Origin of the sequence: Reichenbachiella carrageenanivorans, assembly GCF_025639805.1 — a bacterium.
Classification (GTDB): domain Bacteria; phylum Bacteroidota; class Bacteroidia; order Cytophagales; family Cyclobacteriaceae; genus Reichenbachiella; species Reichenbachiella carrageenanivorans.
Window position 1 is genome coordinate 633,597 of sequence record NZ_CP106735.1, and the last position, 21,821, is coordinate 655,417.

General features: G+C 41.2%; 16 protein-coding genes. 11 read left to right on the top strand and 5 right to left on the bottom strand.

Going from position 1 to position 21,821, the window contains the following annotated elements; translation table 11 throughout:
• Nucleotides 1–170 precede the first annotated feature (170 nt).
• From N7E81_RS02310 to N7E81_RS02330, 5 genes are all read left to right on the top strand, one after another.
• On the top strand, nucleotides 171–1,688 hold the full coding sequence (locus tag N7E81_RS02310) for a 7TM diverse intracellular signaling domain-containing protein (protein WP_263051669.1): 1,518 nt from the start codon (nucleotides 171–173) through the stop codon (nucleotides 1,686–1,688).
• A gap of 222 nt (nucleotides 1,689–1,910) precedes the next feature.
• Nucleotides 1,911–4,154 carry an Ig-like domain-containing protein gene (locus N7E81_RS02315; RefSeq protein ID WP_263051670.1) on the top strand — a complete coding sequence of 748 codons (2,244 nt, stop codon included), beginning with the start codon at nucleotides 1,911–1,913 and terminating at the stop codon, nucleotides 4,152–4,154.
• A 353-nt stretch (nucleotides 4,155–4,507) separates the two neighbouring features.
• The gene (locus N7E81_RS02320; RefSeq protein WP_263051671.1) at nucleotides 4,508–6,766 is read left to right on the top strand and encodes a tetratricopeptide repeat protein; all 2,259 of its coding nucleotides are present in this window, start codon (nucleotides 4,508–4,510) and stop codon (nucleotides 6,764–6,766) included.
• Nucleotides 6,763–7,500 (top strand): LytR/AlgR family response regulator transcription factor, encoded by a 738-nt coding sequence (locus N7E81_RS02325; RefSeq protein ID WP_263051672.1) that lies wholly within the window; start codon nucleotides 6,763–6,765, stop codon nucleotides 7,498–7,500. The genes N7E81_RS02320 and N7E81_RS02325 overlap by 4 nt, the downstream gene beginning before the upstream one ends.
• Before the next feature lie 236 nt (nucleotides 7,501–7,736).
• Nucleotides 7,737–9,770: a T9SS type A sorting domain-containing protein gene (locus N7E81_RS02330; RefSeq protein WP_263051673.1), complete on the top strand. Its 2,034-nt coding sequence runs from the start codon at nucleotides 7,737–7,739 to the stop codon at nucleotides 9,768–9,770.
• A 236-nt stretch (nucleotides 9,771–10,006) separates the two neighbouring features.
• Here the strand turns inward: N7E81_RS02330 and N7E81_RS02335 are convergent, their stop codons facing one another.
• Nucleotides 10,007–10,678 carry a hypothetical protein gene (locus N7E81_RS02335; RefSeq protein WP_263051674.1) on the bottom strand — a complete coding sequence of 224 codons (672 nt, stop codon included), beginning with the start codon at nucleotides 10,676–10,678 and terminating at the stop codon, nucleotides 10,007–10,009.
• A 110-nt stretch (nucleotides 10,679–10,788) separates the two neighbouring features.
• Between N7E81_RS02335 and lysA the strand changes: the two genes are divergently transcribed.
• Both lysA and N7E81_RS02345 read left to right on the top strand, forming a co-directional pair.
• Nucleotides 10,789–11,967 carry a diaminopimelate decarboxylase gene (lysA, locus tag N7E81_RS02340; protein ID WP_263051675.1) on the top strand — a complete coding sequence of 393 codons (1,179 nt, stop codon included), beginning with the start codon at nucleotides 10,789–10,791 and terminating at the stop codon, nucleotides 11,965–11,967.
• A 278-nt stretch (nucleotides 11,968–12,245) separates the two neighbouring features.
• Nucleotides 12,246–13,751 carry a sensor histidine kinase gene (locus tag N7E81_RS02345; RefSeq protein ID WP_263051676.1) on the top strand — a complete coding sequence of 502 codons (1,506 nt, stop codon included), beginning with the start codon at nucleotides 12,246–12,248 and terminating at the stop codon, nucleotides 13,749–13,751.
• On the opposite strand, the gene N7E81_RS02350 is transcribed toward N7E81_RS02345, so the two are convergent.
• The 3 genes from N7E81_RS02350 to N7E81_RS02360 form a co-directional block, all read right to left on the bottom strand.
• Nucleotides 13,752–14,513, bottom strand: a complete 762-nt coding sequence (locus N7E81_RS02350) for a LytR/AlgR family response regulator transcription factor (protein WP_263051677.1) — start codon at nucleotides 14,511–14,513, stop codon at nucleotides 13,752–13,754.
• Nucleotides 14,514–14,623: 110 nt separating this feature from the next.
• The gene (locus N7E81_RS02355) at nucleotides 14,624–15,766 is read right to left on the bottom strand and encodes a LamG domain-containing protein (RefSeq protein ID WP_263051678.1); all 1,143 of its coding nucleotides are present in this window, start codon (nucleotides 15,764–15,766) and stop codon (nucleotides 14,624–14,626) included.
• 112 nt (nucleotides 15,767–15,878) lie between these two features.
• Complete coding sequence (locus tag N7E81_RS02360; protein WP_263051679.1) at nucleotides 15,879–17,873, bottom strand: histidine kinase; 1,995 nt, start codon at nucleotides 17,871–17,873, stop codon at nucleotides 15,879–15,881.
• A gap of 103 nt (nucleotides 17,874–17,976) precedes the next feature.
• Here N7E81_RS02360 and N7E81_RS02365 point away from each other — a divergent pair, with 103 nt between their 5' ends.
• Together N7E81_RS02365 and N7E81_RS02370 are read left to right on the top strand one after the other, a co-directional pair.
• A complete protein-coding gene (locus N7E81_RS02365) occupies nucleotides 17,977–18,906 on the top strand; it encodes an ABC transporter ATP-binding protein (protein WP_263051680.1) in 930 nt (309 codons plus the stop codon).
• Nucleotides 18,907–19,148: 242 nt separating this feature from the next.
• Nucleotides 19,149–19,571, top strand: coding sequence for an immunity 63 family protein (locus tag N7E81_RS02370; protein WP_263051681.1), 423 nt, complete (start codon nucleotides 19,149–19,151; stop codon nucleotides 19,569–19,571).
• 280 nt (nucleotides 19,572–19,851) lie between these two features.
• On the opposite strand, the gene N7E81_RS02375 is transcribed toward N7E81_RS02370, so the two are convergent.
• The gene (locus N7E81_RS02375; RefSeq protein ID WP_263049646.1) at nucleotides 19,852–20,871 is read right to left on the bottom strand and encodes an IS110 family RNA-guided transposase; all 1,020 of its coding nucleotides are present in this window, start codon (nucleotides 20,869–20,871) and stop codon (nucleotides 19,852–19,854) included.
• Between the two features lie 269 nt (nucleotides 20,872–21,140).
• Between N7E81_RS02375 and N7E81_RS02380 the strand changes: the two genes are divergently transcribed.
• Nucleotides 21,141–21,389 carry a type II toxin-antitoxin system ParD family antitoxin gene (locus N7E81_RS02380; protein ID WP_263051682.1) on the top strand — a complete coding sequence of 83 codons (249 nt, stop codon included), beginning with the start codon at nucleotides 21,141–21,143 and terminating at the stop codon, nucleotides 21,387–21,389.
• Nucleotides 21,382–21,678 carry a type II toxin-antitoxin system RelE/ParE family toxin gene (locus N7E81_RS02385; protein WP_263051683.1) on the top strand — a complete coding sequence of 99 codons (297 nt, stop codon included), beginning with the start codon at nucleotides 21,382–21,384 and terminating at the stop codon, nucleotides 21,676–21,678. Before N7E81_RS02380 ends, N7E81_RS02385 begins: the two co-directional genes overlap by 8 nt.
• Nucleotides 21,679–21,821: the final 143 nt, after the last annotated feature.

The window sequence follows — 21,821 nt, forward strand, 5'->3', positions numbered from 1 at the left end:
CGGCCTGAACTGATGTCCTAAACAAAACTCACGTCGGGGCAGCCTCCCAATGGCTTTAGTTATAGCTCAACGAGCTTGCACAAACCATTAGCACTAAATCATTTTATCTCTTAATTTTAGCACACGGTTTATTCGGACGCTAGTTCTACAGTATTTTTAAAAAAATTAACTTGAAAAAGACAAAATACATACATCTCTTTTTTTCTCTTGTAGGATTCCTATTTTTTTCTTCTTGCTCTACTGAGCATCCCTTGAATGTTGATTATTCTTTCGAAGTAGCTAAAGACGTTGAGCAAAGCATCGACGATTTTGATCGTGTGAAATTTGAATCTTTTGATGATTTAAACCTAGGTTTCTACAGAGGCAACTTATGGATAAAGCTAGAAATAACGAATGAAGAAAATGAGGATAAATCATACATGTTTGTTAGTAATGATAGGTTTAACAGGAATTATGTTTTTTATAAGCTAGACACACTGAGCCATTCGTTAAAACTAGTGAATCAAATAAAAGACACATTAAGGCATGACTACAGAACTTTCAACAACCCTAACCCAAATCTCAAGATAGATTTAGAAGCAAATGAACACGCAACTTATCTCATCACATCAACTAGTGATGGTAGAACAAAAGATGCCACCCCGAAAATAATCTCTATAGAAAGCTATTTTGATTTTATTAATGAGAGCACCATCTGGAGTATTGTTTTTTATGGAATAATCATTTGTCTACTACTCATCAATATATATCAATGGACTATTTATAGGAAAGAGATATTTCTCTATTACATTTTTTATATAGTATCTACCTTGTTTGTGTACCTGGGTATTGAAGGCTATTTGTATGGTCTTCGGCTGGATCAAATGGTGCTGGACCATTTCATATTTGTATCTGTCAAATTATGGGCTCTATCACTCATCATGTACACGTCCAAGTTTTTGGAAACCCAAATAGTAGCTCCCAACTATTATAAGTTCATTAAGGTCATTTTGGTGGTTGTTTTGGGCGGAATACTATTGTATCAGTTTGTTTTTTATCATTCTTCCATTCAGTATTTACATTATTTTGAAAACATCCTATCGGTTCTTTGGCTGTTGTTGATCATTGGTATTCTACTATTTTCTGCAAAAAGTCGTTGGCTGGAATTAAAGTATTACCTCATACCTCTCGCTTGCTTTATAGTTTTTACGGTATTTGGAGTTGTTAATGTTCACCTTCAAATTTTTGCTGGCAACTCTTTTACTTACGTTAAAATAGGAGCCATCATCGAGCTGATTGGTTTTACCTATTTCATGAGGGCTTTAATTAAAAGAAAGCTCAATCAATCTGAGATTCTAGAAAAAACATTAAAACAAAAAGAAGAGCTTTTAGCATCTAAAGCCAGCCTTGTCAGTGTATTCAAATTAATTGAGAATACGTTTTCTAATGAGGCTGATTGGAAGAGCTTTAAAGAAAAGTTTGAGCGACTTAATCCTAACTTCATTTCATCTCTCACAACAAAATATGCTGATTTATCTAAATCGGAAATAAGGCTACTGACCTTAATCCGAATAGGATATTCTCAAAAGGAAATCGCGGACATATTGAATATCGCTCCAGAAAGTGTAAAGAAGTCCCGAAGTAGAGCCCGAAGAAAATTGAACCTCCCAGATTCAGTTACTCTTAAAGAGTATCTCCTCAAGCTATAATGTAGCTGATGAAGATTTAAAACTACTGACATATAGATAGTTACGATCTTGTCCCCCATTTTGTCCCCCTTGTAAATTAGGTGAAATATACCTCGTCGGATAGCTTCGCATTGTTCACTTTTTAGAAGTGAATAACATCATAAAAATGAATGTTTAAAAGACAATACACTTGACAGGCTATGGCCTGTTGGGCACTTAATTCAACAATAAAAAAGGGAAAACATGAAAAAAATACTACTTATTACAGCTGCGCTAACTATGATAAGTTTGGGGGCTATGGCTCAAAATGTAAACATTCCAGATGCTAACTTCAAAGCCTACTTGGTGGGAAACACAAACATCAACACCAATGGAGATACGGAAATACAGGTAAGTGAAGCCACTGCTTTTACTGGCGCAATTAATATCAATAACGATGGCATAAGTGACTTAACGGGAATAGAACACTTTACCAATCTTACGTATTTAATTGCCCCTTTTAACCAATTAACATCCATAGATGTAAGTCAGAATACGGCCTTATTGTCATTGAATGTTCAGGATAACATGTTGACTTCTTTAGATATAAGTCAAAATACAGCATTAACAGGGTTGAATTGTGGGCGAAACAATCTAAGCAGTTTAGATGTGAGTCAAAATGTTTTGTTGGATTTTCTGCTTTGTCATGAGAATAACCTGAGTGCACTGGATGTTTACCCACTTACAAAGCTCATAACTTTTAACTGCTCGCAAAACAGTATCACTTATTTGGACTTCAGTCAAAATACTGGTATTAATCAAAATACGAGCTTAGAAGTACCCTTTATTCATTGCCAAGAAAATAATCTAACGGTTTTGAAAATGAATGGCATTAGTCCAGGGGCTCTTCAAAATCAATATTTCAATGCTACGAATAATCCAAATCTTACCTGTATAGAGGTGAATGATGTCACTGCAGCTGAAACCAACTGGACGAATATTGATGCTACAGCAAACTTTAGCCTTCAATGTACTGTTGACATTCCAGATGCGGCTTTTAAAGCCTGTTTGGTGGGAAACACAAGCATCAACACCAATGGAGATACTGAAATTCAGGTAAGTGAAGCAACCGCCTTTACCCAAGGCATCTATTGTCCCGATCTTGGTATCTCTGATTTAACAGGAATTGAAGCGTTTGTCAATATAAATGCGATATACGGTGAGTTAAATAATCTGACGAGCATAGACATATCCAATAATACTCAAATAACCTATTTGGGTATCAATAACAACAACCTAAGCAGCATAGATGTATCTAGTAATACGCAATTAACAAATTTGACCATCAATAACAATAACCTAACCAGCTTAGATATTTCTTCCAACACCAACTTGCAGCAATTGATCGCTGCTAATAATAGCATTTCCAGTTTGGATGTCTCATCTAATACAGCTTTGGTAAATATGAATGTTACTAATAACAATCTTACCAGTTTAGATATATCGGCCAATATCGATTTACAGTATTTTTACTGTTCGTTAAACAACTTAACTGCTTTGAATGCAGCCAATGGAAATAATACAGCCATCACTGGATTTGTTGCAACCAGCAACCCAAACCTTACTTGTATAGAGGTGGATGATGTGGCTTGGAGTACCACCAACTGGACAAACATTGATGCTACGGCAGGGTTTAGTACAGATTGCAACTACCTAGTTAGTAGTATATCTGTTCAGGGTCAGAACAATACTTCAACCATTTCAACTTTTGAAGGAAGCTTACAAATAGAGGCCACTGTATTGCCTACCTATGCTGAAGACATCACTTATACATGGAGTGTATCAAACGGCACAGGCTCGGCTACCATTGATGCTAATGGATTGTTATCAGCCGTTTCTGATGGTACAGTGACCGTGACAGCCACGGCCAACGATGGCTCAGGCGTAAGTGGAGATATGGTAGTCACTATTTCAAATCAAATAGTTTTGGTCAGTGCGATTTCAGTACAAGGGCAAGCTGGCGCAACTGCCATTACTACCGATGGAGGCACGCTACAAATGGAAGCTACAGTATCTCCTGTCAATGCTACTGACGCCTCCTATGTATGGAGTGTGACCAACGGCACAGGAGCAGCTACTATTGATGCTAATGGATTACTGATGGCCGTTTCGAACGGTACAGTCACCGTGACTGCTACGGCCAACGATGGCTCTGAAATAACTGGTGATGTGACCATCACTATTTCAAATCAAGTGGTTTTAAGTATCAATGATCAGCAGAAGAATCGTGAATGGGTTATCTACCCTAACCCCGTAACCTCTGTACTAAACCTTGACTTTAATACGACAATTGAAGCCATTAGTATTGTTGACTTTACAGGAAAACCAATAAAAACTATTCCTTCACCAAAAAGGGTTTTTGACGTTTCTGATTTAGCCATAGGTATTTATTTTTTCCAGATAAAAACGGATCAAGGTCTAATGAGCAAAAAATTTGTTAAACAATAAGCACCAACAAGAAAGCTGGAGATTTTGTAAATGAATAGTTCTCAGGTAATCCAGAGAACTATTCTTTCTAATACCACAACAACAATATAACAGTACTCAATATCTCCAGCAACACCAACCTAACCTGTTTAGTTATTCTATGTATTGAACACACTGGACGTAATAGTGAATCAATCCAAGGATGAAAATTATACCGCCTCTCGATACAGGTCGATGTCTACCTTTTCCAAGAACACAAAATCCATATCACATGATTAATTGATATTTAATAATAGCGCAATAAACCGTTTCCCTCGCAACCCAAAATCAATTTTATCTCCTAATTTAGGGAAACGGTTTATAGGTCAGGTTCTATGACAAGCTTAGTTTCAATCTTCCTTAATCAATCAAAACAGATCAAAAAGTCACCAGCGAAATCAATCCACCTTATTCTTGATTTCAAACTCCTTCTGCTTTGCTTTTTCCTTTCAGCAGGAAGCCTGTATGCTCAAAGCAAGAAGGCAGATAGCTTGGCGCATGTATTGTCGGCTCATACCCAAGAAGATACCACCCGAGTCAATCTGCTGTATGATCTGGCTTATGCCAACTTTCAAACGGACATGGAATCGACCAATGCCCACTTGGAAGAAGCCTGGCACCTGAGCGAAGAACTCGATTATACTAGGGGCAAAGCAAGGGTATTGTACCTAAAGGGCATATTGGAAAACATCAAATCAAACTACACCAAGAGCCTAGAATTTTTTAAGCGCTCTCTGGAGCATTATCGCTCTATAGGAGATCAAGATGGGATTGCGGCAAACTACACGGCCTTTGGCATTACCTATTATGACCAATCTAAGTACGAGGAAGCCATACAAGTTTACGCAAAAGCGTCTGAAATTTATGAAAACCTGGGCAACAAAAGGGAGCTGATCACGATCCTGATCAATAGTGGGAATGTCTATTCGGAAACTGGAAGATTCGATGAAGCTATTTTGAATTACCAACGAGCTTTGGAAGAGAGTGAAGCAATCAACGATGAAGACGGTATCTCATTTGTGCATTCCAATTTGGGGGTGGTGTACAAAGTGCAGGGAAACTATCCTCTAGCCATAGACCACTTCAACAAAAGTCTGGTCTATGATATAAAGACCAAAGACACCCTGGGTTTGGCCTACAAGTACAATGACCTGGGAGAAGTATATCGTTCTCTGGAAAAGTACGATGCGGCCCTGGAGCACTATGAGCAATCGTTGAGATTTTCGTCAAAAAAAGGAAATAATCGACTGGTAGCTGTCATCAATGGTAATATTGGCAACCTGTACTTGCTAAAAAAGGCTTATTCAGAGGCACTCACCTACTACTATACGTCCCTAGAGACGAGTCAGAAAATCAACAACCTAAAACAGACAGCCATATGCTTTAATAGTATTGGAGAAATTAAGCTATTGCTGAATGAACCCTTAATTGCACGTGAGAATTTTCTGAACGCAGAAGAGATTAGCCGACAGACCAATAACAAGCACGTCTTGCCCATTAGTCTATTAGGTATTGCTGAAACTTATGTAAATGAAAACGACTATCAAAAGGCACTTTTTTTTACCCTGGAGGCTCAGAAGATTGCCGAAGAGCTGGCACTTCTGGAAATACAAAAAAAGACATTTGAAATTCTTTCTATCATCTACGAAAAAACTGGACGTTACAGAGAAGCACTAAACAACTACCAGCTATTCAAAAGCCTGAACGATAGCTTGTTCAACCGAGAGAATATCGAAAAAATAGCGCAGCTGAAGTATAAGTATCAATACAAACAAGCGCTGGATTCGGCAAGCATCCGGGAATTGGAGCTGACGAAAACAGTCATGACAACATCCCAAGATCTAGCACAGTCCAGGCAAAATTTCCTTTGGGCTATCATTGGCATTCTTATGGTATCCATCCTATTGGGAGCTATTGTTTTTTATCAGAAATACCATCACATCAAAGCCAAAACCGAAAACATCATAACCGAACAGAAGCTGCTGCGTTCACAGATGACCCCTCACTTTATCTTTAACTCCCTGTCCGTTTTGCAGGGCATGATCCTAAACAAGGAAGATAAAAAATCCGTCAACTACTTGTCCAAATTTTCGCGATTACTCCGTATCACGCTGGAAAACTCCAGGGAACAAATGGTTTTACTTTCGCAAGAACTAACTGCTATTGAAAACTATCTGGCACTTCAAAGTTTTGAAGATGATTCGTATGATTACACGATTACCATTAACCACAACATCGACGGATCTCTGTTCAAAATTCCTCCCATGTTGATTCAGCCATTCATTGAAAATGCCATCGAGCATGCTTTTGGCGACCAGAAAGAGAATCGAAAAATAGAGATGCACCTAGAATACTCAAAAAACGAATTGATTTGCGTGATAAAGGATAATGGTATGGGTATCACTGATGCCCATGAAAATAGGAGAGGCGGAAAAAAATCTCTGGCAACCAAGATTACCTCGGAGCGGTTGAATATATTATCTACCAATTACAAAATGAAGGGATCCGTTACCATAGAAAACAGGATGAAGTACCATGAAAAAGGTACGATAGTTACCCTGGTAATTCCTTACGAAAAACTTGAAGTCGTATGAAAGCAGTATTGGTAGAAGACAAAGCGTACATTAGAAAAGCACTGCTACATTTATTGGAATCTTTGAAGGCTGACGTAGAGGTGATTGGAGAATGCGGCTCGGTAAAAGAAGCCGTGGTGGTGACCAATGCCTGCAAACCAGATCTAATTTTTCTGGACATCAACCTGGTGGATGGTTCGGGTTTCGATTTTTTGGATAAGACCAGCCATCTGGATTTCAAAGTTATCTTTATCACTGCGTATGAAGAGTTCGCACTACGCGCACTGAAAGCAGGAGCTGTCGATTACCTCTTGAAGCCCGTGGATGCCGAAGAGCTGCGAGCAGCACTGGAAAAAGTCCGTAAGCTATCCACTGACGTACAGAGGAAGCAGATCACTACTGCAAAACAAATTTGGCACAAAAACGACTCCACCTTAGTACTTTCTTTAAGCAATAGCTTTCAGGTAATAGATGTAGGCGAGCTACTCTTCTGCGAATCTGATAAAGGATACACCTCCTTCTACCTGTCCAATGGCAAAAAATACATGGCTTCCAGGCCCATCAAAGAATATGAGGAGCAACTAGAAAAAGTCAATTTCACCAGACCACACCAATCTTTCATGGTGAATTTGAAATTCATCGACAAGTACGATAAGTCTGGCACTATCTATTTGAAAAATGGGAAGGAAATCCCCGTTTCCTCCAGAAAGAAAGAGGCATTTCTGGCTACTTTCCTCCGCTACAATAGCCTTTGACTTCAGGATAGCAACCCACTTCGCCCTAAAGCGAATATGTGCTTGAACCCCACTGATATTTACTGACCCTTCGCAGATATATATTGGCTATTTCCAGTGTATTCCATTTGCTGCACTTTTAACCTTCGGACGCCATATCAGGGCAGAAATCGGAGAACTCACTTCGTTTTTAATACTTGATTAATGGAGTACTATACACAGGATTAAAAGTGAATTCAACTATCAAACACAAGACCATGAATACTACTTTAAAAGGACAAAAAATAAAAAGAACACTATTTATCGCAGTTACGCTAACTATTGTAAGCCTAGGGGCATGGGCCCAAAATGTAAACATCCCAGATGCAAATTTTAAAGCTTACTTGGTAGGAAACTCAGCAATCAACACCAATTCAGATACAGAAATTCAAGTGAGTGAAGCAGCTGTTTTTACAGGAACAATTAATTGTTCAGGTCTAAGCATAGCCGATATGACAGGAGTTGGAGCATTTTCTTCTTTAACAGAGTTGAGGTGTTCGGCAAACGATTTTACAAGCTTAGACCTAAGTGGGAATGTAAGCTTGATCACATTATTTTGCAATCAATCCCCTTCATTACTATCTATAAACCTAAGCCAGAATGTTAATTTAGAAAGTTTGTACCTGACCGATAATACCAGTATGGGCGACATAGATGTGAGCCAGAATACAGCTTTGGTAAACTTAGATATACAAGGTAATAATGCAAACAATTTAAATGTTAGCTCAAACATTCATTTAGAAGTCCTTAATTGTCCATTCAACTTTTTAAGCACATTAGATGTAAGTCAGAACACAGCATTAACGTACCTTGGGTGTGCACAAAACCCTTCTTTAACGGCCTTAGATGTTAGTAACAATTTGAATTTGACCCACCTTTATGCCCAAGCCAATACCAACTTAAGCTCCTTAAATATGAAAAACCTGAGCACCAGCATATTGACTAATTTTAGTGCTGTATCCAACCCTAACCTTACTTGCATTGAAGTTGATGATGTGGCTGCTGCTGAAGCAAACTGGACTAACATTGATGCTACGGCAAGCTTTAGCCTTAAGTGTACTGTTGACATACCAGACGCTGCTTTTAAAGCCTACCTGGCAGGTAACTCATCCATCAACACCAATGGAGATGCTGAAATTCAAACAAGTGAAGCTACCGCTTTTACAGGGCAAATCAATTGTCAAAATCTAAACATTGCTGATTTAGCAGGTATTGAAGCCTTTACTGCCTTGACCGGGTTGCTATGTGGCAATAACCAATTGACGGCGATAGACTTGTCTCAAAACACAGCGCTAACAACCTTTCAGTGTCAAAACAACAACCTAACTTCTCTGGATCTAACACAAAATACGGCTTTGACAAACTTTGTTAGCGTCAATAATAATTTAACCTCATTAGACCTTAGTCAAAATGTGGATTTAGGCCTTTTATCCATTTCTGACAATAATATTGCTTCTATTGATTTAAGTCAAAACACAAATTTGACTATCCTGATGTGTTCAAACAATGCCTTAAGCTCATTGGACGTTAGTGCCAACACACAATTACAGAATTTTAACTGCTCAAATAATAGCTTAACAGCCTTAAATATGAGAAACATTAGTACCAGTACACTTGGGGGCTTTGATGCCACATCCAACCCGAACCTTACGTGTATTGAAGTGGATGATATTCAGGCGGCCACAGCTACCTGGACTAATATTGATGCCACAGCAAGCTTTTGTGGAGGTTTGGTTAGCACTATCGACGTACAAGGACAAGGCGGAGCTACTGCCATTACCACGAACGAAGGCACGCTACAAATGGAAGCTACAGTATCTCCTGCCAATGCTGATGACGCCACCTATGTATGGAGTGTGACCAACGGCACAGGAGCAGCTACTATTGATGCTAATGGATTACTGATGGCCGTTTCGAACGGTACAGTCACCGTGACTGCTACGGCCAACGATGGCTCTGAAATAACTGGTGATGTGACCATCACTATTTCAAATCAAGTGGTTTTAAGTATCAATGATCAGCAGAAGAATCGTGAATGGGTTATCTACCCTAACCCCGTAACCTCTGTACTAAACCTTGACTTTAATACGACAATTGAAGCCATTAGTATTGTTGACTTTACAGGAAAACCAATAAAAACTATTCCTTCACCAAAAAGGGTTTTTGACGTTTCTGATTTAGCCATAGGTATTTATTTTTTCCAGATAAAAACGGATCAAGGTCTAATGAGCAAAAAATTTGTTAAACAATAGAGATCGTGTTCTCCTACACATCTAACCTATAGATCTGCTTGGAGGAATCAATAACAACTACTCACTAAATCAATAAAGACCAACCCTAATCAACTCCACAACAACAAACCGCAGGAGGTCATCTACTAATATTAGAACGCCCCTCCTGCGGTCTTTACTTTAAACTGTGTCATGGTGCTTCTACAGCCTCTCTCCAGCACTACGGATGGGGCGTATGAATCCTTACTAGCAAACAACTATATCCCTCCCTCATCCATCTTGATTTTCATCAAAACAGAGAAAGCATCATTGATATTGCTCTGCTCTACCACGATAGAAAATTCATTGGAAGTTGAGATCACTTCTATGACGGTGATGCCATACCAGGCGATCATTTTGAAAATGTAATAATATAGACCGTAGGCTCTCACATTCGATGCCTTGAGCATGACGGTCGCTGAGCTCAGTTGGCTATTGCCTGTTACATAGGTCTCCTTTTCAAAGATTCTTTTGACACGGTCTACGATATTTTCACTTACAATCAAGGTACGCTCATACATCCCTTGGGTAAACGAACAATAGGTATCAGGTAGACTTTGCACCTCATGTAGCAAGCGCGTTTGATTCTCTGTCAATGTAGGTGAATTGGCATAAGTAAAAGTGGACAACCCAGATCGAACGAAAATATCACCAATATGCTCGCGGAAATTTTTAGGGTTCAGATTCAAGGCATTCACACCCATGGTCGATCGCCGCTTCAGTGCCATGAGTATAGAGGCCTCCGTCGCATCCTTCATCAACTCTTTAGACACATATGGCTGCAAGAGCCGAGCTAGCGAAGAGTAGTTGATCAAATTGGCGGTCATGGCCTCTTCGATAAATGGCATTTTTCGTATTCCTTCTTCTACGATATCTGATATCTTCTTCATGTCGTTAAATATTTAACAAAGTGCAAATATTATGAATAATTCTAACACTTATTTCACATACCTGCATTTAAAAAATACTTTTGGAGTTATCATTTAAAATTGAACCCAAGATGTCGGTTAAAACACCCTTTTATTACTACGATTTGACACTGCTGGAAAACACCCTAGAGGCGATGTCCAGTGCGATCAACAATCCCAATTTTAAAGTACACTACGCGATCAAAGCCAATGCAGAAGATCGCATTCTGCAAACCATAAAGAACCATGGGCTAGGTGCAGACTGTGTAAGCGGTAATGAAATAAAGAAAGCTATAGCGCTGGGTTTTAACCCTGAAAATATTGTTTTTGCTGGAATCGGAAAATCTGACGAAGAATTAGACATTGCGATCTCGAACGGCATACACAGTATCAACTGCGAATCTATCGAAGAGCTCGTAGTCATCAATGAAATAGCAGAAAAGCATGATGCCATCGCAAATATTGCTTTCAGGATCAACCCTAATGTGGATGCGCAAACACATCACAAAATCACAACGGGACTAAATGAAAATAAATTTGGAATTCCGATCACAGAACTAGATGCGGCTGTCGACGAAATATTGAAGCACAAGCACCTTGCTTTGAAAGGCGTTCATTTTCATATTGGTTCTCAGATTTTGAATCTCAATCCATTCGCCAATCTATGCCAGCAGGCTAATAACGTCATAGCAAACCTGAAAGCTAGAGGCATTGCATTGGAGCATATCAACGTAGGTGGTGGACTAGGGATCAATTACAACAATCCTGATTCTCAATTGATTCCGAACTTCGAAGAGTACTTCAAGGTATTTGAAAAATTCCTAAATCTAGACGAAGGACAGACCGTGCACTTCGAGCTGGGCCGTTCTATTGTAGGCCAATGTGGATCGCTGATTTCGAAAGTACTCTATGTGAAAAAAGGTGCTAATTCTAAATTTGCGATCATCGATGCTGGCATGACGGATTTGATTCGCCCTGCATTGTACAACGCATATCACAAAGTAGAAAACCTATCACAAACTGGTGACGAACTAGAACCCTATCACGTAGTGGGGCCGATATGCGAAAGCTCAGATACCTTTGGCAAAACGGAATTGCCTACCACTACACGTGGCGATTATATGATGATTCGATCGGCAGGTGCGTACGGGCAGGTATTGAGCTCAAACTACAACTTGCGTGAAAGAGCGGCGACTATCTATTCGGATGAGCAATCGCTTGCCTCATGTATCGGAAGCGAAAAAAAAGCACAAACGCTAGAAGTGGTATAAACTTACGTTTGACGTAAATACAGAAAACATTCAAGAGGCTACTTTTAAGGTGACTTCTTTAATACAAAGGTTTAAAAAAGCAAGCGCATGCGTTTGCTTTTTTTGTTTCTAATCCTCCTCTTCCCATTTTCTCTCCAGTCTCCAGTCTTCCACAATTCATCGATAGCGTCTGCTCAGAGTCATTAAAAAAACGTACATTTAAGACCCACATCAAATATATAGGGACTGTCCGACTTCCATGGTCGTATAAGGATTTTAAACGAAAAGTTAATTGACACGTGAAAAAAGACTTTACAAAGCGCATATCGGGAGCTAGTTTATTCCTCATTATACTACTCGTTGTCATTGGTATCTTCAGCATGATGCGTGTGTACAATAGCCACAACTCCATCGATGAAGTAGCCCGAATAGATGTTCCGCTCATCGAAATTTTGACCAACATTGAAACGCACCAACTCCAACAATCCATCAACTTCGAAAGAGCCATTCGCCATGCAGAAGAAATCGGCAAATACGATCAGGCTCAAGCACAATATACATTGGCAGACAGCCTATTCAGAACACAAGCAACTCTAGTCGATAACGAATTGATATTGGCCGAAGAGCATGTGAAAAAAGGTATCTCAGAAGCCATATCTGACAACCAGCGTATTATCATGAAAGACCTGCTGAATGCACTCAAAAAAATGGAGCGTGAGCATCTAAGCTACGAACGTGATGCGATTGCCGTATTAGAATTGTTCACAGATGGGCAAACGGCCGAGGCCATGGATCGCGTGGTGGATGTAGAAGCCAAAGAAGAAAAGCTAAACGGCGAAATAGAACATTTGCTAATCGAATTAGAAAAATATACGGAGGAGTCCGTAAACGCTATAGAAGTAGACGAACGCACCACCTTAAGACTCGTCGTTCTATTTACCTGTTTTTTCGTGATGATATCCATCGTCATCTCCTTTGTCGCAAGCAATTCCTCCACCATCCCCATCGACCAACTAACAGAAGGTGTCAAACGATTGAGCAAAGGGGAAAAAGCCATCAAAATAAGTACACCTCCTTCTGGCCTCACCTCAGAGCTCACGACCACCTTCAACGAGATGGTAATCAAACTCCAAGATGCACAAGAGGAAATAGAACGGCACATGCATTTTTCGTACAGCACAGCTCATGACCTCAAAGCACCTATTACCAATTTGATAGAACTACTGGATCTGCTCTACAAAGATGCAGATGACCATGACAAAATCTTACAGCAAGCGAAGACCTCTGCCAAACAAGTCCAATCCATTGTGCTGGCACTAAACGAGGTGCATGTACTCAGAGAGGCCCTAGATACAAAACCAGAGGTATTGTATTTCGACCAAATAGTATCCGAAGTAGAAAAAGGAATAAGTAGTAAAATAGAAACATCTAAGGTCATCGTGACCAAGTGGTTTGCCAAATGTCCCACTATAAAATATCCCTCTGCTCAGCTAAAAAGCATCTTTCAAAATCTAATCATCAATGCCATCAAATACAGCAGCCCCAACAGGCTCCTCGAGATAGAAATAGAATCTTATCGAGACAATGACCATACGGTATTAGAAATCCGTGACAACGGCATCGGATTCGACTCTAATGTGAGCGGCATGGAGATCATGGAGCCTTTCAAACAACTGGATCCTAAAAAAGAAGGAAGTGGGCTGGGATTGTATTTGATCAAGACCATCATAGATCACCACCATGGTCACATCGAAGTGAAAAGTAAACCTGGGAAAGGCTCGATTTTCACTATTTACTTAAACTAATCACGACTGACTACTCGTCATTCGGTTTTCTAATTCTACTTTGTGACTTCTTGCCACTTGGAGTGTTATATCATTTTCCAATTCCACCATACTTTCATGTCGATTGTACTTTTTCACAAAACGTAAATTGAGCAAATGTGAGCGGTGTATCCGCACAAAATCACTAGAACCAACCAGCATATCATCAAAATATTTGAGCTTTTTACTTACTAACTGCTTAGATCCATCTGCCATATAAATATACGAATAGGCTCCGTCTGCATCAATATAGACGACCTCCTCGACTGGCAAAAAAATCAAGCCATCAGATACTGGTACGGCAATTTTACTCACCCGATTGGCCTCCATGTTTCCTTTCAGCACTTCGAGCTTTGCTTGCATCGGCTGAGTTTCCGCGTTTTTCAATTTTCCCACAGCCTTTTCCAACTGGCCAATTTGTACGGGTTTCAATAGATAATCCACCGCAGATACCTCAAATGCACGAACAGCATATTGACTATATGCCGTCACAAAGATGATTTGAAAATCTACTTCTCGAAAAAAATCCAACAATTCGAAGCCCGAATAGTCTGGCATCTCAATGTCTAAAAACACCACATCAGGCCGATATTTGTTAATTTGCAAAACACCATCGGGAACTTGCCCACTCTCCGCCACAATCTCCACTTCGGGACAATACTCCGCTATCATGACGCTAAGCAGACGTCTCGCTCTGGCTTCGTCGTCTATTATGACTCCTTTGATTTTTTTAATCTCTGTCACCCCCTTTGTTTGATTTTGATAATCGAAATATAAATAAACAGGTGGCCTCAAAAAAACTACACCAGTATTTTGAGACCACCCTCACCTTATTCTCATGAACTTTATATTTTTCACATCTCGCTCAGTGCTTTGACTTCTACTGCGCTTAGCGCCTGATCAAAATAGGCTACATCATCGATACTACCTCCAAATGGACTCCAAAAATCAGGACGGCTAGACACACGAGAAGCACCTTTTACAATTTCTACACCTCCTTCTCCCTCATCTTCTTGGGGTACTCCTTGAGCCCCTATTGAAATGAGGCCATTCTCTGGTGTAAGTTCCACTTTAGAATGGGTGCCAACCGATACCCCATTTTCATATACGGTGAGTAGACCCATACCTGCTGTTTCATTGGCAGTATGGTCGTAGGTAATGGCTACATGCACCCATTTGTCCGATGGGATTGGCTGAGTGGTGCTGCCTTTCCCATTGGAGCTGTTGTTATTCATGAAAGCATACAAAGCGCCATTCTCATGCCCAGCGTCTCCGACTCTATTGAGACGTAGCGCATAGTTGATTTCCTGATTTGCGTTGGTTTTCGCTATTAGGTAGCGATAGGTATCAGTCGCCTCTCCATTGTCTTTGAACCAAAGCGACACAGAAAAGGACGCACTATTTGCCAATGTAGGCAACGTAATGGCATTTTCATCCAACTGGTTAAATACCGCTGCTCCATCCGTGTTGTTCTTTCTGTCTTTGCCAAAGGCAGCTCCGTAATTCGTGCCGTGGTTGCCATTGCCCGAGGCATCTTTCACATCGCCATCCAATGGCAGATAAGCGACCAAACCATTGTCATCCTCCAGAACCTCATCGATCAAATTGACGGTGACTTCGGCCATATCAGTAACCTCCCCACTCGATACAGCTACCTGCACCGTAATGATCGGATTTTTCTCATAATCAAAAAGAGTAGGGTCTAACACATGGATTTTGCCATCGCTAGCCAAAGACACTGCACCAGCTACTGTCTCATTGTCTATGGCATAACTCACCGTACTGCCATTGTCCGTCGTAGTAGTCACCGTACCGAGTAGCAAAGCGGCCTCAGGATTCTCTTCAATATCTACAGTAAACCCAGTGGTAGATACCTCTACAGAAGGCTCCTCATTAGAGTCATCATTAGGGTCAAATGCCTCGTCTCCTTCGTCACAGCTCATCAGAACTATGGCCGCACACAAAATGTAAATTGATTTAAAAGTCATTGTTTTCATGGTATAAGTTTTAAAAAAAAATTCCATGACAATGATCCTCCATCACGAGACCGATAGCTATAGCAAATTCATAAACGGTCGCATTGAGTTCATAAACGACCAAACAATCGTATCAGCCCAAAGTATCAGCCTCCGACTTCGAGAAAGTGAACACTACCCGTGTGCCTATAGCTTCGGCACCATCCATGAGATCCTCTACCTCGAGCGTAGTTTTGATAGGCGAAGTTTCGTTGATCAACTGTATCCGTCGGTCATTCTGCTCTGTAGCAAAAGAAAGGTGCTTTTTGGCTCGACGCTGCTTGATTTCGTGCGCTTTTTTTCGTCCCACACCATTGTCTTCTATGACACAATGCAGGACGGCTCCGTTTTCATGAAATCGCACCTGCAAATGCTTGTCGCCCTTTTTATGAAGCAAACCATGCTTGATCGCATTCTCCACGTATGGCTGGATAAGGAGCGGTGGGACCAGCCAGTCCTCGCTGCTGTTTTTGTCTAGTGCATTGACCAACACAAACGAGAAGTCTTGTCCGAATCTGAGTTTTTCTAGTTCCAAATAATGCGTCATCAATACCAATTCATCCTCCACTGCGATAGACTCCTTCCCCGAGGCCTCCAAGGTTTTACGCATCAAATCGGCAAATTTGCCCAAATACTCATTGGAAGAACGGATGTCTTTGAGCATGATCAAGTCCTGAATAGAATTGAGCGCATTAAACACAAAATGTGGATTCATCTGTGCCTTGATGGCCTTCACCTCCGATTGCTTGTATTGGCGCTCCAGTTCGAGCTGCTTTTTGGTCTGAACTAGCTCACGATCCATCGTCTCTTTCGCTTGCTTCAGCCGCTGCTGCTTCAGGTAAAAATACAAAGTAACAGCGATCACCACGATCAGCAACAAAACGACTGCAAGCTGAACCCGCTGCTGGCTTATTTTGAGCACCTGCAACTCTGACTGCTGAGATAATGCGTGTATTTCAGCCTCTTTTTTATCCGTTTCATATTTAGTTTCCATTTCGGTCAGCTGCCGTGATTTTTCTTCGTCAAACAGGTCTTCTGCCAATTCCGTATACGCCCTATAGTCATCTAAGGCCAACAGATAGTCTTGCTGCACGGAATCTATCTTATATTTCATTTTATAATAATGAATCTTGAATTTTTTGGTTTCTATACCTGCCAGCATTTGCTCGGCTTTGTTTAGATAATCGGCAGCAGCCTGTTTATCGTTGAGTATGGCCATGCAGTAGGCCATATTGACGTAGGTTTTGAGATATTCCTCAGAGTTTTTTCCGAGGCTCTTTTTGTGATCCAAGCTACGCGCATAAGCCCCTGCGGCCTCTTCATATTTTTTGAGGGTCAAAAAAACATTACCCATATGGTTTTCTATCACCGAAAGGGGAAAGAAATCCTTTTCCTCCCTGGCTATTTTTTCAGCTTTTCGCAAATAAAACAAGCTACTGTCCAGCTTGCCTTCGTGCTCGATTACAGAGGCCAGCCTCTGGTATCCATTCACCAATCGGCGGGTCAGTCCGTGCGTTTCATAGTAATGGTTGGTCTCTAGAATCAGTGGTTTGGCTTTCTCATAAGCATCGATCGAAAAATAGGCCACCGACAAATTGGCTTTGACTCCCGCAATGGCCTTGTCATAACCATGAGCCTCAAAAAAGACCAACGCTTCGTGATAATGCCGAAGTGCCTCTGGTATATCTCCCTTACTTTCCAATACATTGCCCAAGCCAAAATGCGCCTGAGCTACCGCAGAGTCTAGCACCTCTTGCTGCCCGATGGCGATGGCTCTTTCGAAAGACACGACCGCCGAATCAATCTCACCATTTACCGTATTAGACATTCCCAAAAAACACAGAAATCTAACCGTAAGCACGGGATAATGATGTATCTGAGCTTGTGAAATGGCTCGGTTTAAATACAACAATGAGCTGTCGTAATTTCGTGTGGCCAAGTAGTAGCCAGCATTTCCTGATAACACACAAGCCAGACTGTCGTTGGTTTCTACTTTTAGCCTTTGGAGGAGACTGTCTACCCGAGGGGGTTGGCCTTGCGCTATCGACATACACATGAGCAGGAGAAACCCGCTTACTATCTGTTTCATACCAAAAAGGAATGGTTGTTAAAAACACCAATTTACATCCTTTCGGGAAGCTATGTTGCGATTGCCACTATTTCGTTTGTTCTTTGCGCCTTGTCCATCGCATATGATCCAAGTTTCCAACGTCAGCAAGTCTTATACTCCCGAATCTGTAGCACTACAGCCCATTACTTTCAATATCGAAGCGGGCGAAGTCGTCTATATCATTGGCGAAAGCGGTTCTGGTAAAAGCACCTTGCTCAAAATCATAGCCGGACTAGAAGATGCCGATAGTGGGAATGTACGACTAGACGACCTGGAAATCACTGGCCCCGCCCACAATCTGGTACCTGGATACGACGAACTGGCCTATGTACCTCAAGATTTCAAACTTCAGCAGTTTTGGACTGTAGCCACCAATATCGCAAAGAAGATCTCTCACTACCCCTATGCAGATAAGATGGATCGCGTAGAAGAATTGCTCAAGCTCTGCAAACTAGAAGCCTACGCAGACCGATACCCCAGAGAATTATCAGGAGGGCAGCAGCAGCGCATTGCGATGGCGGCAGCGGTATCCGACGAGCCCGAGGTGGTGCTCCTCGATGAGCCTTTCAGTAATTTGGACCTGCCCATGAAAGCAGCTGTGAGAAAAGACATCATCGGCATGCTACGAAAACTAGGCATTACGGTGGTGCTCGTGAGCCACGACCCCGCCGAGGCCTTGGCCGTGGCCGACAAAATCATCATCCTACAAGAGGGCAAACTAGAACAAATAGGACGCCCTGTAGATTTGTACCAAAACCCAACCTCACACTATGCGGCCAAATTTTTAGGCCCAATCAACGAACTGACTCTCGAAAAAGAAGTGAAACTCATCAGACCAGAAGCCATAGCACTAGACCCCAAAGGCAAGTACGCAGGAAAGGTGATGGACTGCATTTTTATGGGGATGCATTACCACGTGATACTCCAGTCCGACTGGTCTCGCGACGAACTACTGATCTACTCTGACCAGCCATACGCTAGCGGCCAACTATTGAAGTTTTGTATTAGATAAAACCGCCTACCACTACGAGACCTGTGCTGATCCTCTCACATCTGAAGTGACACATCAGAATACGACCTACCTCCAAGGGTACTAATTAAGACTTGCGATCCTCTGCACATTGGGTTATACTTGTCTAAGACCAAGCCTAACCGCAGCCTTTCTATGAAAAAAAGAACATTTAAAAACTAAAACATAATGGATATATCAACCACTAGTGGTTGATATCCGGATGTTACAGGTAATCACTCTTCATGGCGCAGATAACGAAATCGCAAATAGAATCAGAACTTCAACGACTGGCTGAAATTATCGTAGCTCAATCGAACCAACTTCCAACTGTAGATGACAACCAAGACTTTGCTAGGCCGAATATTTCCTTTTCATCGGATGGAACTCTGTACTACGAAGCATATGAACGGGGCGAACAACTTTTCAGCATACCTGCTTTTGATCTAGAGCATTTGATGTTTATGACGTTTAAGGACACAACTTTCTCGATGGCAGTAGAACACGAACGTATGAATCGGAACACGAATGAGGATTTCAGACGTCAACTCTTTGCCAAGCAGGTCGAACTCATGCGAACACTGAACTCAGACTGGGCTGAACGAACTCAGAAGGAAATCGACGCAACACTTCGAACTGCTCCTTTTAACGACGAACTAACTGCTTAACAACAAACTAAAAAATACCTGTAACATGGCGTCATAGTGCATGTGCGAACTGAGGTTTTAGCCAGTCTCGTCGGAACGAACCCGTGCATCTGCCGCGGAAATTACTTCTCTACTTATAGTAAGGTAGTTCGCCGCATCGGAAGATCGGCGGAACGCAGCTCTCACCGATTCGCTAGTAGATTCGGCAGATTTTCACTACTTTGGCTGTATTATCAAACGACACGCACACGCACCATACGCAGGTGATATCTATGGTAAAAACAAGCGTATTGGTCTTTTTTTAATCCAATTTCTCTTGATAAGGAGTTCCTCTTTTTACTACGGCGACTACTCTATGGAGTAGTTTGTTTCTCACTGCATTGAGTGCACTCATTTTACTTTTCCCTTCTTCGGTTTTCCGAAGGTAATATCCTCGAAGTTCTTTGTGACATTTGATGGCATTCATCGCACACATGTGTAGATGAAATTTGAGTTGTTTGTTGGCAAAACTTGATGTGCCTGGACTGGCAAATATGCTGGTTCCACTACTGTATTCGAAAGGAGCTACACCGCAATAACAAGCCAGCTTTCGGTTGTCCAACATGCGAGTAAATCCTTCTGTATAAACGATCAGATCCACGGCCAAAACCTTGCCTACACTTTTCACCGAAGTGACCCATTCGTAGAGGGCCTTTAAGTGTTTATCTATCTGAATCAATTCGTCCATTTTGGCTTCAACTTTATCTAAAGATTTTTTTAACCCACTGATAGCTGACCTACTGATTCTTTCGATTTCACGTCCTGCTTTTGGGTCTACTTTGGTCAACTCATCTACAGCAATTTGCTGACTGTGTAAACTTTTTTGAAGCCTCATTCTGGTTTTCATTAGATCTTTGAGGCGGTTTAAGGTAGGATGTGAGAGTTTGACCAGTTTGGCATCACGTTGATGATCAAAAGCAAAATTGGCAATTCTTTCAGCGTCGATTTTGTCTGACTTACCCCTGATTAGTCCCATGCTTCTTTTGATGTGCAGGGAGGATTCCAGCCAAACTTTGCATCCTCTTTTGAGCAAATACTTGACAATGTTTCTGGTATAGATACCGGTATGTTCCATGCAGAAAAGGATGTCCTCACCACAGTCATTGCCATGTTGTTTAAGCCATCTTTTCATTTTCTGGAAGCCTTCGCTATCATTACTAAACAAGGCATTGTTGCACTTCATCGATGAGCTGTTAATCAAAGCCACATCAATACTCATTTTGCTGATGTCTATACCCACGATATGTGGGTAGAAGATTTGTTTAGGGGTGGTATTTTCCATAATTTCAATATTAAGTTCAAAACCTTGATGTTAGGGCATCTCGACGGATCGGGATCCCTGAATATCTATCTGAACATTTAACAATGGAAAGCAAGCCCTGAATCGCCCGATAAGTCTGGGTAACTTGGTTAGCGCGTAGTTCTGGCTTGCTTTCTTTTACTATTAAAAGTAAAACCTTTATTTCTTTGATTAATTATAGACAGGAAAGCTAAAGGTTATGTGGAATTGCCACAGTTTGAATTATTACCAATTATTGGTATCTTTGATGTATGAGCAAGAACACATCAATTTCACTCGGAAACTACTTTGACAGCTTTGTCAAACATAGTATCTCAGAAGGTCGCTTTAAGAACGCAAGCGAAGTTGTACGCGCTGGATTAAGACTTCTCGAAGAAGAGGAGAACAAAGTCATTTCACTCAAGAGAGCCATACAAGAAGGGATTGACAGTGGAATTGCCGAAGATTTTAACCCATCAACACATTTGAAGCAGTTGAAAGCAGCAAGATCGAATGGGTAAGTATAAACTAACCAATCTTGCTGTTCGGGATTTATCTAACATTTGGAACTACACCTTTGACAACTGGTCTGAAGAGCAGGCAGACACCTATCATGAACAACTTATTAGCGCCTTTGAATCAATTGCAGTGAACCAACAACTAGGACGAAATTACGAAGGGATACGGAGTGATTTATTTGGATTTAAGGTGAGCCGACATATCATATTCTATCGCTTAATTTCGGACGAACAAGTTGAAATTACCAGAATACTACATGATCGAATGGACTTGAAGAATCGACTAAAATAAATCCACATAACATGGCGTCATAGTGCATGTGCGAACTGAGGTTTTAGCCAGTCTCGTCGGAACGAACCCGTGCATCTGCCGCGGAAATTACTTCTCTACTTATAGTAAGGTAGTTCGCCGCATCGGAAGATCGGCGGAACGCA

What these genes read in the sequence shown, in the direction of transcription:
- N7E81_RS02365 (WP_263051680.1), top strand. Translation starts at nt 17,977, where the DNA reads ATGATCCAAGTTTCCAACGTCAGCAAGTCTTATACTCCCGAATCTGTA.
- N7E81_RS02320 (WP_263051671.1), top strand. Translation starts at nt 4,508, where the DNA reads ATGACAAGCTTAGTTTCAATCTTCCTTAATCAATCAAAACAGATCAAA.
- N7E81_RS02360 (WP_263051679.1), bottom strand. Translation starts at nt 17,873, where the DNA reads ATGAAACAGATAGTAAGCGGGTTTCTCCTGCTCATGTGTATGTCGATA.
- N7E81_RS02385 (WP_263051683.1), top strand. Translation starts at nt 21,382, where the DNA reads ATGGGTAAGTATAAACTAACCAATCTTGCTGTTCGGGATTTATCTAAC.
- N7E81_RS02380 (WP_263051682.1), top strand. Translation starts at nt 21,141, where the DNA reads ATGAGCAAGAACACATCAATTTCACTCGGAAACTACTTTGACAGCTTT.
- N7E81_RS02370 (WP_263051681.1), top strand. Translation starts at nt 19,149, where the DNA reads ATGGCGCAGATAACGAAATCGCAAATAGAATCAGAACTTCAACGACTG.
- N7E81_RS02335 (WP_263051674.1), bottom strand. Translation starts at nt 10,678, where the DNA reads ATGAAGAAGATATCAGATATCGTAGAAGAAGGAATACGAAAAATGCCA.
- N7E81_RS02355 (WP_263051678.1), bottom strand. Translation starts at nt 15,766, where the DNA reads ATGAAAACAATGACTTTTAAATCAATTTACATTTTGTGTGCGGCCATA.
- N7E81_RS02330 (WP_263051673.1), top strand. Translation starts at nt 7,737, where the DNA reads ATGAATACTACTTTAAAAGGACAAAAAATAAAAAGAACACTATTTATC.
- lysA (WP_263051675.1), top strand. Translation starts at nt 10,789, where the DNA reads ATGTCGGTTAAAACACCCTTTTATTACTACGATTTGACACTGCTGGAA.
- N7E81_RS02325 (WP_263051672.1), top strand. Translation starts at nt 6,763, where the DNA reads ATGAAAGCAGTATTGGTAGAAGACAAAGCGTACATTAGAAAAGCACTG.
- N7E81_RS02315 (WP_263051670.1), top strand. Translation starts at nt 1,911, where the DNA reads ATGAAAAAAATACTACTTATTACAGCTGCGCTAACTATGATAAGTTTG.
- N7E81_RS02375 (WP_263049646.1), bottom strand. Translation starts at nt 20,871, where the DNA reads ATGGAAAATACCACCCCTAAACAAATCTTCTACCCACATATCGTGGGT.